Annotated in this window: 11 protein-coding genes and 1 rRNA gene; 6 read left to right on the plus strand and 6 right to left on the minus strand. The window is 70.7% G+C overall.

All coding sequences use genetic code 11. From position 1 onward, the window contains the following. Positions 1–63 precede the first annotated feature (63 nt). Both RM479_RS22135 and RM479_RS22140 read right to left on the minus strand, forming a co-directional pair. Positions 64–735, minus strand: coding sequence for an HAD family hydrolase (locus RM479_RS22135; protein WP_311513677.1), 672 nt, complete (start codon positions 733–735; stop codon positions 64–66). A gap of 11 nt (positions 736–746) precedes the next feature. Further along, complete coding sequence (locus RM479_RS22140) at positions 747–1,487, minus strand: NUDIX hydrolase (RefSeq protein WP_311513678.1); 741 nt, start codon at positions 1,485–1,487, stop codon at positions 747–749. Positions 1,488–1,622: 135 nt separating this feature from the next. Between RM479_RS22140 and nadA the strand changes: the two genes are divergently transcribed. Then, positions 1,623–2,621: a quinolinate synthase NadA gene (gene nadA, locus RM479_RS22145; protein ID WP_311513679.1), complete on the plus strand. Its 999-nt coding sequence runs from the start codon at positions 1,623–1,625 to the stop codon at positions 2,619–2,621. 126 nt (positions 2,622–2,747) lie between these two features. Further along, a complete protein-coding gene (locus tag RM479_RS22150) occupies positions 2,748–4,139 on the plus strand; it encodes an RNA polymerase sigma factor (RefSeq protein ID WP_311513680.1) in 1,392 nt (463 codons plus the stop codon). 35 nt (positions 4,140–4,174) lie between these two features. On the opposite strand, the gene RM479_RS22155 is transcribed toward RM479_RS22150, so the two are convergent. Beyond that, entirely contained in the window at positions 4,175–4,783 is a 609-nt protein-coding gene (locus tag RM479_RS22155) for a TetR family transcriptional regulator (protein WP_311513681.1), read from the minus strand. 391 nt (positions 4,784–5,174) lie between these two features. Here RM479_RS22155 and RM479_RS22160 point away from each other — a divergent pair, with 391 nt between their 5' ends. The 4 genes from RM479_RS22160 (at position 5,175) to RM479_RS22175 (ending at position 9,526) form a co-directional block, all read left to right on the plus strand. After that, a complete protein-coding gene (locus RM479_RS22160; RefSeq protein WP_311513682.1) occupies positions 5,175–6,206 on the plus strand; it encodes an MBL fold metallo-hydrolase in 1,032 nt (343 codons plus the stop codon). Between the two features lie 164 nt (positions 6,207–6,370). After that, positions 6,371–7,705 (plus strand): glycosyltransferase family 4 protein, encoded by a 1,335-nt coding sequence (locus tag RM479_RS22165; protein WP_397222856.1) that lies wholly within the window; start codon positions 6,371–6,373, stop codon positions 7,703–7,705. A gap of 100 nt (positions 7,706–7,805) precedes the next feature. Then, complete coding sequence (locus RM479_RS22170) at positions 7,806–8,471, plus strand: class I SAM-dependent methyltransferase (protein ID WP_397222863.1); 666 nt, start codon at positions 7,806–7,808, stop codon at positions 8,469–8,471. Continuing rightward, positions 8,471–9,526 (plus strand): glucosidase family protein, encoded by a 1,056-nt coding sequence (locus RM479_RS22175; RefSeq protein WP_311513685.1) that lies wholly within the window; start codon positions 8,471–8,473, stop codon positions 9,524–9,526. The genes RM479_RS22170 and RM479_RS22175 overlap by 1 nt, the downstream gene beginning before the upstream one ends. 73 nt (positions 9,527–9,599) lie before the next feature. Here RM479_RS22175 and RM479_RS22180 read toward each other — a convergent pair whose 3' ends face one another. From RM479_RS22180 to rrf, 3 genes are all read right to left on the minus strand, one after another. Further along, positions 9,600–11,834, minus strand: a complete 2,235-nt coding sequence (locus tag RM479_RS22180) for a transglycosylase domain-containing protein (protein WP_449590055.1) — start codon at positions 11,832–11,834, stop codon at positions 9,600–9,602. A 1,153-nt stretch (positions 11,835–12,987) separates the two neighbouring features. Next, entirely contained in the window at positions 12,988–13,620 is a 633-nt protein-coding gene (locus tag RM479_RS22185) for a class I SAM-dependent methyltransferase (protein WP_311513687.1), read from the minus strand. 178 nt (positions 13,621–13,798) lie between these two features. Next, positions 13,799–13,914 (minus strand): 5S ribosomal RNA (rrf, locus tag RM479_RS22190). Positions 13,915–13,927 lie beyond the last annotated feature (13 nt).

The raw sequence follows: 13,927 nt of genomic DNA on the forward strand, positions 1-13,927 counted from the left end.
CCACCATCACCCTTTTCGACCTGGTATGGGGGCACGTGTCCGACGGGCGGGCGGCCGGAGCCCTCAGGCCCGGCCCAGGGCCCACTCGGCGACCGCGTGCAGGTCGTCGGCGATGACGTCGGCCGCTGCGGCCTCGGCGGAGGCGGCGTGCCGGTACCCGTAGATCCCCCGGCGCAGCAGGGCCGCGGCCATGCCCGCCCGCCGCGCCGGCAGGACGTCGTTGTCGACCCGGTCGCCCACGTAGAGGATCTCCTCGGCCGCGATCCCCGGACGGGCGACCGCGGACAGCTCCAGCACCCGGTCGAAGAACTCCTCCTGCGGCTTCTTCACACCCCAGGTGTCGGAGATCCCGATCCCGTCAACGCCCAGCCCCATCGCCTCCAGGGCGGGCCCGGCCTCGGGCGGCTGGTTGCCGGCGATGACCAGCGACAGGCCGGCCCCGCGCATGGTCTCGAACGCGGGCCGCACGTCGGGGTAGAGATCCTTCTCACCGAAGTGCTCGCGCTCGCCGTGCGGGTCCTCCGCGTGCCAGCGCGCGCTCTCGGCCGCCAGGTCGAACCCGGGCACCAGCAGCCGGAACCCGTCGGTGAGCGTCCCGCCGTCGGACAGGACGCCACCGATGGTGCCGAAGAACGCCATGTGCGGGATCTCGAACCGGTCCGCCCAGCGCGCGAAGATCCGCGTCTCGTCGACCAGGGTCTCTCCGACATCGAACACCACAGTACGAATAGCCACGTCGAAGGAGTCTACAAGCCGCCCGAACCGGGACCGGGGGGACGTAGGACCGCGAACGCGTCGGTGATCTGGAGACTCAGCGAACGGAACCGGAAGAGCGCGGCCGGCCGACCGCCCGACCTCCCCGACGGCACCGAGCGCCCGGTCTCCTCGATCTGACCGCGGCGCAGCAGGACCCGGCGCAGGTTGGTGGCGGCCACGTCGTGCCCCAACGCGGCCCGGTAGTACCCCGACAGTTCGGACATGGTGAACTCCGGTGGGGCCAGGGCGAACCCCACGTTGGTGTAACTGAGTTTGGCGCGCAGCCGACGCCGGCCGGCGCGGACGATGGAGGCGTGGTCGAAGGCCATCGGGGGCAGGTCCGCGGCCGGATGCCACCGGGTGTCGTCGGGCACGACCGGGTCGATGTCGGCGGGCACCAGCCCCAGGTACGCCGTGGCCAGGGTGCGCCGCTGGGGGTTGCGATCGGGGTCGCTGCGGGTCTCCAGCTGTTCCAGGTGCGAGAGGTCGCGCACGTCGACCTTCTGGGCGAGCTGGCGGCGGATCGAGGCGCCCAGGCTCTCCTCGGGCCGCAACCGCCCGCCGGGCAGCGCCCACTCCCCCTCGCAGGGCGGCAGGGCGCGCCGCCACAGCAGCACGCACAGCTCACCTCGGCGGATCTGGAGGACGACGGCGAGCGCCTCGTGCGCCGACAGGCCCGCGTCCTGCGCCACGACGCCCGCCGCCTGTCCGTTTGCTTCCGGGATATCCACCCTGTCCCTTCCGTTCCCCGACATGTTAAGCTGCATGAGGTTTGTGCCTGGCAGACAAAAACCTGCCGGCCCGCACCGACCAGCCACGGCACGGCGCCCGCGCCCTGCCCACAGCCTCAAGGAAGTAGTACGGACATGGCACCGGTCACCACCGCGGCGGACACCATGACCAGGCAGGAATGGGCCACCGAGGTCCGCCGCCTGGCAGAGGAGCGCGACGCGGTCATCCTCGCGCACAACTACCAGCGCCCGGAAATCCAGGACGTCGCCCACCACACCGGCGACTCCCTGGCCCTGTCCCGTCTGGCCGCCACCGTCGACGCGAGCACCATCGTCTTCTGCGGCGTGCACTTCATGGCCGAGACCGCCAAGATCCTGGCACCCGAGAAGACCATCCTGCTGCCCGACCCCGACGCGGGCTGCTCCCTGGCCGACACCATCACCGCCGAACAGGTGCGGGAGTGGAAGGCCGAACACCCCGGTGCCGTCGTCGTGGCCTACGTCAACACCACGGCCGCGGTCAAGGCCGAGACCGACATCTGCTGCACCTCCTCCAACGCCGCCGACGTCATCAGGTCCATCCCCGAGGACCGCGAGATCCTCTTCCTGCCCGACCAGTTCCTGGGCGCCCACGTCAAGCGGGTCACCGGCCGCGAGAACATCCACATCTGGATGGGCGAGTGCCACGTGCACGCCGGCATCGACGGCCACACCCTGCGGCGGCGGGTGGAGTCCGAGCCCGACGCCGAGGTCTACGTGCACCCCGAGTGCGGCTGCGCGACCTCCGCCCTGTACCTGGTCGGCAGCGGCGCCGTACCGCGGGAACGCGTGAAGGTCCTGTCCACCGGCGGCATGCTCACGGCCGCCGAGAAGACCACCGCCAAGAAGGTCCTCATCGCGACCGAGACCGGCATGCTGCACCAACTGCGCAACGCCAACCCGAACACCGAGTTCGAGGCGGTCAACTCGCGCGCCGAGTGCCACTACATGAAGATGATCAACGCCGACAAGCTGCTGAACTCGCTGCGGTACGGCACCACGGAGATCACCGTCGACGCCGAGACCTCGGCTCTCGCCCGCCGTTCCGTCGAACGCATGATCTCGATCGGATCGCCTTCGCGCGGCGGTGAGTGACCCGGCGGGACGGGTCGGCGACAAGGTGTGAGGTAACAGAACTCTTACCTTCGAGCCACAGTCAGCCGATTCCCCCACACCCCCCTTCTCCCCCCACTACCGTCTGCGGTGAGTGGGGGGAGAATCGTGACCAGAGGCAACGAAAGAGACGAACCGACGCAGGAGACGGTCGAGGCGCTCTACGACGCCTTCGCACCGGTCCTGTACCGGTACGCCTGGTCACTGCTGGGCGAGGGCCCGGGGGTGGCCGACGCCGTGCACGACGGCCTCGTCGCCGCGCGCACCCTGGGCGAACGCCCCGCCGACCCGGCCGAACGCGGCCCCTGGCTGTACGCCCTGGTCCGGGCCGCCGCCCGCCGTCGCGGGTTCGCCCACGCATGCCCCTACACCCGCCTGGCCACCGTGCCCGCCGAGCAGCCGGTCGCGCGCATGTTCTCCCGACTGCCGGCCAGCCACCGCGAACTCGTCGAACTCCACCTGCGCCACGCCCTGCCCGCGTCGGCGATCGCCCGCATCCTGGGGCTGGACCCGGAACTGTGCGTCGAACTGGCCCGCTCGGCCGTGCGCCGCGCCGCCGACGGCCTGGCCGAGGCCCGCGACCCCGAACACGCCGCCCGCGCCCGCGCCCGGATCCCCGAGGACGAGGGACCGATCTCCGCGACCGGGTGGCGGGCCCGGATGGAGGAGGTCTCCACCGCCCTGGCCCTGCTGCGCCCCCCGGGTCCACCCCCGAGCCTGAGGGAGCGCATCGTGAAGAGCTGCACCGACCCCGAACTGGCCGACGAACGGCGACGCGTCGCCCGGGAGATGCACCCGCTCACCTCCGAGGGTTACCCGCTGCACCGCTCCCGTGCCGCCGAGACCACCGACACCGCCGTCGAGACCGGACCGGCCGACGACGAGCAGGGCGCCCCGCGCCCCACCCGGTTCCTGCCCGGAGACCGCCTGCACACGGCCGACCACCCGGTCCGGGAGGAACCGCGGGCACCGCTGCCCGGCCCCGAGGGCGCCGCCGAGGACGAGGACCTCCCCCGCCGGCACTCGCGCCGGACGCTGCCGGTGATCGCCGGCCTGGCCACCGCCACCCTGGCGGTGGCGCTGTGGTCGTGGGCGGGCGCCGTGGAGGGCCCCACCACCGTCATCGGCACCGGCCCCGAGGAGACGGGGGACGGACCCCCCGCCCTCGTCCAGGTGGAGACCGCCTCCACCGCCGCCGACACCCGCCCCGAGGCGGACGCCACCACCGGTGTCTCCGACACCCCCGCCTCCCCCGAGGAGGGGGAGCCCACCGAGGCCCCCGGCGACGGGGCACAGACCTCCCCCGACCCCCGGGCGCCCGGTGAGAACACCACCCCGCCCGACCGGGAGGACCCGCCCGCGGGCGAGGCCCCGCCGCAGCAGCCCTCGGTGGAGCCCTCCGGAAACGACGACGCCCCCGACGAGGAACCCGACGACGGGTCCGATCACGGAGGCGGTCTGCTCAGCGGTCTGCTGGGGCTGCTTCTGGGCGGTGGCTGACGCCCACGGCCCCGCTCCGGCGGGGGCCCGGAAGGTCAGAAGGAGACGAGGAGGCGTTCGGCGGCGATGTGCAGTCGCCGTTCGACCTCGTCGACGTCCCGGCGGCCCTTGAGGATCTCCACCAGCTCGAAGATCCACACGCTCGTGAGCGATCCGGCCAGCACGTAGCCGACCTCGTCGCGGTCGATGTCGTCGCCCTCGCCGTTCTCCGCGTCCAGGGAACCGGTGGCCACCCGCCACACCAGGTCGGTGATCCGGCTGTCGAGCTCGATCTTGACCTCGGCCATGATGAGCGAGCGCACCAGGGCGTCGGCCAGCTCCGGCTCGCGCATCAACCCCCGGGTGGCGCGCAGCAGCACGTCCACGGCACGCCCCGCCGGGGTGTCGGCGGTGGGCGGACGACGGACGATGCCGCCCTCCAACAGGTCCAGCTCCTCGGTGACCACGGCCACGACGAGGTCCATCTTGGAGGGGAAGTACCGGTAGAGGGTGCCCAGGGCCACCCCCGCGCGTTCGGCGACCGAGCGCATCTGCATGGCCTCGACGCCGCCGCGCACGGCCAGGGCCGCGGCGGTCTGCACGATGCGCTTACGGCGCTGGGTCTGGCTTCGCGACATGGTTCCGATCGGCGCCTGCACCGCCACAGGATCTCTCCCATTCGTCGTCAGTCCCGCGTGTCGAGCACTCGCCGCGGCACTGGGAGGGGCTACCAGGTGTCATGGCCGAAGCCCACCGGGAGCACCGACCTGATGAGAACACGTTATCCAACCGCTTCCCGTTCGCGCAGCGGTTCTCATCCATGATCCACGCCTCATTGACCGGCAGAGCAGCGGCATGGCGGAATCGATCCAGGGTTTTTAGGAACACCGGTACAAGATTTGTAGAATATGTTCTATTTCGCTCGGCGCGCGTCCCTCTCCCCCGATCGGTGACTCTGGGTGCTCCCCCCGAGGGCCCGACCGCCGCCCGCCCGCCCCCGGCGACCTCGACCATCCTAGAATCGAACCCGATTCGGTTTCCAGTGAGAGGTGGCCCATGCCCGAGACACCCCCCGTCGAGGACCTCGGAGCAGGCGTGTGGAGCCTGCCGGTCCCCATCCCCGGCAACCCCCTCGGCTTCACCTACGTCTACGTCCTGACCGGGTCCGACGGCCCCGTGCTCATCGACACCGGCTGGGACCACGACGACTCCTGGGAGGCCCTCGTCAAGGGCCTGGCCCGGATCGGCCACGGCATCGACGAGGTCCGCGGCGCCGTCCTCACCCACTTCCACCCCGACCACACCGGGCTCACCGGCCGACTGCGCGCCGCCTCCGACGCCTGGATCGCCATGCACCCCGCCGACATCACCGTCACCGAACGCCTGCGCGCCCGGGACGAGAACGAACAACGGAGCGACCTGGCCGACCAGATGCGCTCCGCCGGCTTCCCCGAGACCGACACCGCCGAACTCCTGGCCGGCCCCCGCTACTCCCCTCCCCCGGTCGTCCCCGACCTCCCCCTGGCCGACGGAGAACGCGTCGACCTGCCCGGCCGCGACCTGCGCGCGGTATGGACCCCCGGCCACACCCCCGGCCACCTGTGCCTGCTCCTCGCCGACGGCGGCCGTCTCTTCACCGGCGACCACGTCCTGCCCCGCATCACCCCGCACGTGGGCCAGTTCCCCCTGACCACCGACGACGGCGACCCGCTCGGCGACTTCCTCGCCTCCCAGCGCGCGATCGCCGACCTCGCGGACGCCGAGACCCTGGTGTGCCTTCCCTCACACGAGCGCCGCTTCACCGGCCTGCGCACCCGTGCCGAAGAGATCATGGGACACCACGAGGACCGCCTCCGCGAGATCCTCGACCTGCTACCCGACGGCACCGCCGCCACCCTCTGGGAGATCACCTCCGGCCTCACCTGGCGCCGCCCCTGGGCCGACATGAGCGTGAGGGCCCGGCACATGGCCGCCGCCGAGACCTCCGCACACCTGCGCCTGTCGGAGGAACGCCGCCTGACCACGCGGATCGCAGGGGCCGACCGACCCCGTTGGGCCGCCGTCACCGGCCCGAACGACCCGGCATAGGATTCCCTACCAACCGGCCCGGGGCCGACCCGAGGACAACTGACGAGTAACATATGGGGCGCCCACACCCGCCGCCGGACGACGCGCGCACGACGCCCGACGGCGACCACCCCGCCGGTCGACGGCGGCGAACGGGCCCCGCGACCCAACGAAGAGGTGGACTCTTGACCCAGTCGGGCATGAACACGGGACCGCACCCCGAACGCCCCCTGCGCGTCGCCCTGCTCTCCTACCGAAGCAAACAGCACGTCGGCGGCCAAGGCGTGTACGTCCGCCACCTCTCCCGGGAACTCGCCGCGCTCGGCCACGAGGTCACCGTCCTCTCCGGACAGCCCTACCCCGTCCTGGACGAGGGCGTCACCCTGGAGAAGATCCCCTCCCTGGACCTGTACAACGACGCGAACCCCTTCGTCGCCCCGCCCCTACGCGAATGGCGCGACTGGATCGACGTCCTGGAGGTCGCCACCATGTGGACCGCCGGTTTCCCCGAACCCCTCACCTTCTCCCTGCGCGCCAACCGGGAACTGCGCCGCCGCCTGGGCGAGTTCGACGTCGTCCACGACAACCAGACCCTCGGCTGGGGCCTCCTCGGCATCACGTCCGCCGGGATCCCCCTGGTCACCACCATCCACCACCCCATCAGCGTCGACCGCCGCATCGAACTCGACGAGGCACGGGGGTGGCAGAGGCTCTCCAAACGCCGCTGGTACGGGTTCGTCAAGATGCAGGCCAGGGTGGCCCGCCGCCTCGACCCGATCCTGGTCCCCTCCCGGTCCTCCGCCGACGACATCGCCCGCGAGTTCGGCGTCGACCCCGCCGCCATGGAGGTCACCCCGCTCGGCGTGGACACCCGCTCCTTCCACCCCCGCCCCGAGATCGAGCGGATCCCCGGACGCATCGTGTGCACCGCCAGCGCCGACAGCCCCCTCAAGGGCGTCGCCACGCTGCTGCGCGCCGCCGCGAAACTGGCGACCGAACGCGACGTCACCCTGACCATCGTCAGCAAGCCCCGCCCCGGCGGCCCCACCGACCTCCTCGTGGACGAACTCGGCCTGCGCGACCGCGTCGAGTTCGTCAGCGGCATCGACGACACCGCCCTGGCCGAACTCATCGCCGCCGCGCAGATCGCCGTCGTACCGTCCTTCTACGAGGGCTTCTCCCTGCCCGCCGTGGAGGCCATGGCCTGCGGCACCCCGCTCATCGCCAGCCACGCCGGGGCCCTGCCCGAGGTCGTCGGCACCGACGGCGACGCCGGCCGCCTCATCCCCCCGGGCGACCCCGAGCTGCTCGCCGCCGAACTCACCGCCCTCCTCGACGACGACACCGAACGCGAACGCATGGGCGCAGCCGCCTGGCACCGCGTCCAAGAACGCTTCACCTGGCGCGCGGTGGCCGAGTTGACCGCCCGTCGCTACGCGTCCACCATCGCGTCCGTCACGGGCGGCCACCCCACCGACGGCGACAGCCGACCCGCCCCCGTGCGGGCCAACGGCGCCTGAGCGCGCCGCACCCCCGCATCCGCAGAATCCTAGGGAGCCTCCACTGATCACCGTCGACTTCACCCTGTTCCCCGTCGGCCCGGGAGACCGCGTGCTCGACCTGGGCTGCGGCGGCGGCCGCCACGCCTTCGAGGTCTACCGTCGCGGCGCCGACGTCGTCGCCTTCGACCAGAACGTCGAGGACCTGGCCTCCGTCGAGACCATGTTCGCCGCCATGAAGGAGGAGGGCGAGGCTCCCGCCGAGGCCACCGCCGAGACCGTCAAGGGCGACGCCCTCGACATGCCCTTCGACGACGGGTCCTTCGACCGCGTCATCGCCGCAGAGATCTTCGAGCACCTCCCGCACGACACGGCGGCGATGAAAGAGCTGTACCGGGTCCTCAAGCCCGGCGGCATCGCCGCGGTCACCGTGCCGAGCTTCCTCCCCGAGCGGATCTGCTGGGCCCTGTCGGAGGAGTACCACACCAACGAGGGCGGCCACATCCGCATCTACACGCGCGCCGAACTGGAGGCCAAACTCAAGGCCACCGGGTTCGAGATCGGCCCGCACCACCACGCGCACGCCCTGCACGCGCCCTACTGGTGGATCAAGTGCGCGGTGGGCACCGACAACAACGACCACCCGCTCGCCAAGGCCTACCACGAGCTGCTCGTCTGGGACATGTTCCAGGCCCCCACCGTGACCCGGGTGGCCGAACGCCTGCTCAACCCGGTCATCGGCAAGAGCGTCATCGTGTACGTGCGCAAGCCGCGCACCGCCGCGTGATGTCCGTCATCACCGACGTCACCGAGCCCCTGCGCCTGCCCGGCGTCCTCGACGCCGGACAGCTGCTGCGCTCCGCGGACTACCTGGTCCACAGCCAGGAGGCGAACGGGGCCGTCCCCTGGTTCCCCGGAGGCCACACCGACGTGTGGGACCACGTGGAGTCGGCCATGGCGCTGACCGTGACCGGCCGGTGGGAACCCGAGCACGCCGCGGCGGCCCGACGCGCCTACCGGTGGCTGGCGGTCTCCCGTCACCCCGAGGGCGGCTGGCCCGCCAAGTTCCGCCAGGGCACGCCCGTGACGGAGTTGCGGGAGGCCAACCACGCCGCCTACCCGGCCGTGGGGCTGTTCCACCACCTGCTCGTCACCGGCGACACCGCCTTCGCCGAGGAGCTGTGGCCCGTCGTGGAGGAGGGCCTGGAGTTCGTCCTCGACCTGCGCGGCGAACGCGGGGAGATCCTCTGGGCCCGCTCGGAGGACGGCTCACCCGGCGACCACGCGCTGCTCACCGTGTGCGCCAGCGTGCACCACGCGCTGCGCTGCGGAGCGGCTCTGGGCGAACGCCTGGGCCGCCCGCGCCCGGAGTGGACGAAGGCCGCCGACCGGTTGGCCGACCTCATCAACGACGACGAGGACCTGTTCGCCGACCGCGCCCGCTTCTCCATGGACTGGTTCTACCCGGTCCTGGGCGGCGCGGTCGTGGGGACCGCCGCACAGGAGCGCCTCGCCGAACGCTGGGAACGGTTCGTCGTCCCGGGACTCGGGGTGCGCTGCGTCAGCGACCAGCCGTGGGTGACCGCCGCCGAGACCGCGGAGCTGGTCATGAGCCTGGCCGCCGTGGGCCGGATCGACGACGGCGTACGGATCCTGCGCGAGGTACAGCACCTGCGCGACGGAGACGACGGCATCTACTGGACCGGTTACCAGTTCGCCGAGCAGGTGCGCTGGCCGGTGGAACGCAGCACCTGGACCTCCGCCGCCGTGATCCTGGCCGTGGACACCCTCACCGGAACGACCCCGGGCTCCCAGGTCTTCCTGCACACCTGGGACGCCTGAGACACACGTGAGGGGGGCGCGGGCATCACGGCCGCGGCCCCCTCACGGCACGACGAGGACGACACGACGAGGACTACTCCGACTCCGGGAAGAACCGGCCCTCCTCGCCGCGTCCCGGTGGCACGTCGCCACCGCCCGTGTCACCGTCACCGGGACCGGGGATCTCGGGAACCTCGGGGATCTCGGGAACCTCCGGCACCTCAGGGACCTCGGGAATCTCCGGCGAGATCGGCTCCTCCGGGGTTCCGGGGTCCACGGGGGTGTCGTCCACCGGCGGATCGGGCTCCTGCGTGGACGGGTCCGGGGCCCAGTACTGGGTGGACCCGGCGAACGCGGGCGAGGGGAACTCCTCGCGCTCGTACCCCTCCATCGCCTTGGCCATGTAGTCACGCCAGATCGGCGCGGCCACACCGCCGCCGGAGATGTCGTACCCGGGGATGCTGAAGCTCTCGTTGTTCTCGTTGTACACGCCCACGGCCGTGGACAGCTGCGGGGTGTACCCGACGAACCAGGCGGCGACGCTGTCGGAGGTGGTACCGGTCTTACCGGCCACCGGATGCGTCCAGATGTTGGCGGAGGTACCGGTACCGCCCTGCACGACCTGCTGCAACGCGTAAGTGACGTCGGAGGCGGTGGACTCCTTGAGCGCACGTTCGCTCTCCACCTCGGGTCGCACCTCCTCGCCCTCGGCGTTGAGGATCGACTTGATCACGTGCGTCTCGACGTGCTCCCCGCCGTTGGCGAAGGTCGCGTACCCGCCGGCCTGGTCGAGCGGGGTCACGGTGGAGACGCCCAACGCCAGGGTGGGCACCAACTGGTGGTCCTCGATGCTGCCATCGCGCAGCCCGATGCCGTACGCGGTGTCGCGCACGTTCTCGTAGCCGACCTCCATGTTCAGCTCGACGAAGCCGAGGTTGTTGGAGACCCGGGTGGCCTGGATGAGGTCCATCGGACCGCCGGGCGCGTTGCCCGCGTTCTGGATGCGCGAGCCCTGGATCTCCCTGGGACCCCTGCCGTCCACGAAACTGTTGAGGCTGTACCCCTCCTCCAGCGCGGTGGCCAGCACGTACGGCTTGAACGCGGACCCGGCCTGGGCACCGCCCAGCAGGGCGCTGTCGTACTGGTTCTCGCGGTAGTCGTGGCCACCGTAGAAGGCCAGGACCTCACCGGTGGCGGGGTCGACCGTCGCCAGACCGATGTTGACGCCGTCGGGAATGGCCTCCTGCGGGATCGCGGCCTCCACCACCTCGTAGGCGGCGTCCATCATCCCCTCGTCGAACGTGGTGACGACGGTGTAGCCCTGTCGGTTGATCTGGTCCTCGGTGTACCCGAGGTCCGCCAGCTCGCGCACCGCGGCCTCGTACATGTAGCCCCGGTAACCGCTCAGGTCGTTGTTCTCACCGGGGTTGTACTCCACCGGCGCCGGGAACTCCATCGCGTCGGCCTGGCCCTGGCTGATCGCCTCGGTGGTGACCAGACCGTTGACGACGTAGCGCCAACGCTGCTCCATCTCCGGGGTGGTGTTGACGTCGGCCTCGCCGAACGGCGTCGGCTGCTGGATGGCGGCGGCCAGGAAGGCGGCCTCCTCCGGCGTGAGCTCGTCGACGTCCTTGTGGTAGTACGCCTGCGAGGCGGCCTGGATGCCGTAGGCGTTGCGACCGAAGTAGATGGTGTTGAGGTACTGCTCCATCACCCACTCCTTGGACTCGCTCTGGTCGATCTTGATGGAGATGATGATCTCCTGGATCTTCCGCGCGACCGTCTGGTCGAGGGAGACGCCCTCGTAGTAGTTGCGGACCATCTGCTGGGTGATGGTGGACCCGCCCTGGACCTGCTTGCCGGTCACGGTGGACCACACGGCCCGGGTGGTGCCCCGGACGGAGACACCGGGCTCGGTCCAGAAACCACGGTCCTCGGCGGAGATGACCGCCTCGACGATGTGGTCGCCGCCCTCGGTCATCTCGTCGTAGGTGATGGGGTCGCGGTCGGTGCCCCGGTAGGCGAACTGGGTCTCGCCGTCCCCGAAGTAGAAGGTGGAGCCCTGTTCGAGGGCGTCGGCCTTGGCTGCGTCGGGAACCTCGACGGTGGCGTAGAAGTACGCGAAGGCACCGCAGGCGGCCACGATCATCAGCCCGGTGACGATGAGGAAGGTGCGCAGCAGCCGCCACCAGAGCGGCTTCTTACGCTTGGTCTTCTTCTGGCCCGGGGGCCGCTGCGGCCCGCTGCCGGCCGGCCCGGAGGGACCGGGAGGAGGCCCCTGGGGGGGCTGCGCGCCACCGGAACCACTCCGGCCGACGTGCTCGGACAATCTTCGCGGCTGAGGCCACATCGCGGCCGCCTCGGCGGCCGACTCTTCGCTGATGGGCGTGGTCGGCCCACCTCCCGGAGCCTCGGCCGGCCAGGAACCCGCCACCGGAACCGGAGGCGGAACGTCGAAGCGCGGCGTGGCCTGGGGAGCGGGTGGTGCCTGGGAGGCGGGCGGCGCCTCCGCAGGGGTCTCGGACGGGGTCTCGGACCTCGTGAAAGGCGCGGTCGCCGAATCCCCGGCGGGCGCCTCGGAAACAGGCGGCGTCTGGGGAGCGGGTGGTGCCTGGGAGGCGGGCGGCGCCTCCGCAGGGGTCTCGGGCCTCACCAAGGGCACGGTCGTCCAACCGTCGGCGGGCTCCTCGGACCCAGGTCCGCTCTCAGCGTCTCTCGGAACGGCCTGGGCCTCGGCCTCGGAAGGAAGATCCGGGGCGTCCTGTACGGTCTCCGAACCGCTCTGCTCAGTCACAGCGGAACCATTTTCGGTCCCTCCCTTGACCGAGGTTCCGGTCACCGAAGGCTCATCGGGGGCGGACGACTTCTCAGGGTCGCCCTTCCCCGCTTCCTCGGCGTCGTCGAAACCCTGCTCCGCGAGTACCTGAGCGACACGCTCGCGGAAGAAGGTGCCGCTGGTCTTGAAAGTGATCGGACCGGTCTCGAACTCCGGCCCCGTCGCGTCTTCGTCGGTGGACGGGGCACCACCGGTCGCGCTGTCATCCGCCACGGACTCGTTGGACATGTCCTCGGCAGAGGTCTTTTTCGTATCCGGCGCGATGTCCTCGTCATGCTCGGGACGCTGTCCATCCGCCCCGTTCGCGCCGTTCGTGCTCTCGCTCAGCTCCCCGCCCCCATGGCAAATCACGTCCGGCACCGTGCCGTCCTGGTGTTTGACGCGCGACTGCCCCGGATCGGTTCAGTTCAAGTCGGGACCGAAGCGGTATTTCGGGGAATGGCGCTGCCCCCGCTCCGCCCCTCTCCGACACGATACCGGCCCGTAACCATGTCAAGGTCGAATCCATAACCGGGTGATGACTTCTTACCCAAGGCTTACCCTGCGTAGGTGTGTATCCGGGAGTCTGTTATATCGCTCACCGTCACCCTCTCCCGGAAAACACGACGGGCCCCGGGTGACCCGGAGCCCGTGACGGACACGAAAGTCAGCCGACCCGTTCCAGGATCCGCATGGAACCCACCACACCGACCTCCTTGAACGCCCCCGACTCCAGTGCGCGCAGGTAGATGTTGTACGGCGGTCGGCCGCCGTCCTCCGGGTTCGGGAAGACATCGTGGATCACCAGCGCCCCACCCGGCGCCACGTGCGGGCTCCACCCGGAGTAGTCGTTCTGGGCGGCCTCCTCACTGTGGCCCCCGTCGATGAACACCATTCCCAGAGGGGTACCCCACACCGAGGCCACATCGGCGGAACGACCGACGATCGCGATGACCTCGTCATCGAGCCCGGCCTCGGTGATGGTCCGCCGGAAGTGCGGCAGGGTGTCGAACTTCCCGGTCACCTCGTCGACGAGCGACTCGTCGTGGTACTCCCAGCCCTCTTGGTGCTCCTCGGAACCACGGTGGTGATCGACGGTGAGGACCTTCACCCCGGCGACCCGGGCGGCGGCTCCCAGGAAGATCGTTGACTTGCCGCAGTAGGTACCGATCTCGACGATGGGCCCCACATGGGCGTACCGGAGAGCGGTCTCGTAGAGCGCGGTGCCTTCGTCCGTGGGCATGAACCCTTTGGCCGCCTCGGCCACGGCCGCCAGGTCGGCGGGGATGGGAATCGTCATGGGTGAATCATTCCACCACCCATCAGGGGAAGGTCCGCTGGGCCGCCCACAGACCACCTCCACCCCCCACCCCAACACAAAAAAAAAGGGGGGCCGCCCACGGCGACCCCCACACACCAACCCCACCCACGAAGGGAGACCCGCCTCAACAGAGACGGGCCTCGACCCCCAAGAAAAACCGTGGCGGCAACCTACTCTCCCACCCCACCACAGGGCAGTACCATCAGCGCAAGGAGACTTAACGACCGGGTTCGGAATGAGACCGGGTGTGACCCTCCCACCATAACCACCACGGAAACCAACACCC

Origin of the sequence: Nocardiopsis lambiniae (assembly GCF_031845465.1) — a bacterium.
GTDB classification, from domain to species: Bacteria; Actinomycetota; Actinomycetes; order Streptosporangiales; family Streptosporangiaceae; genus Nocardiopsis; species Nocardiopsis lambiniae.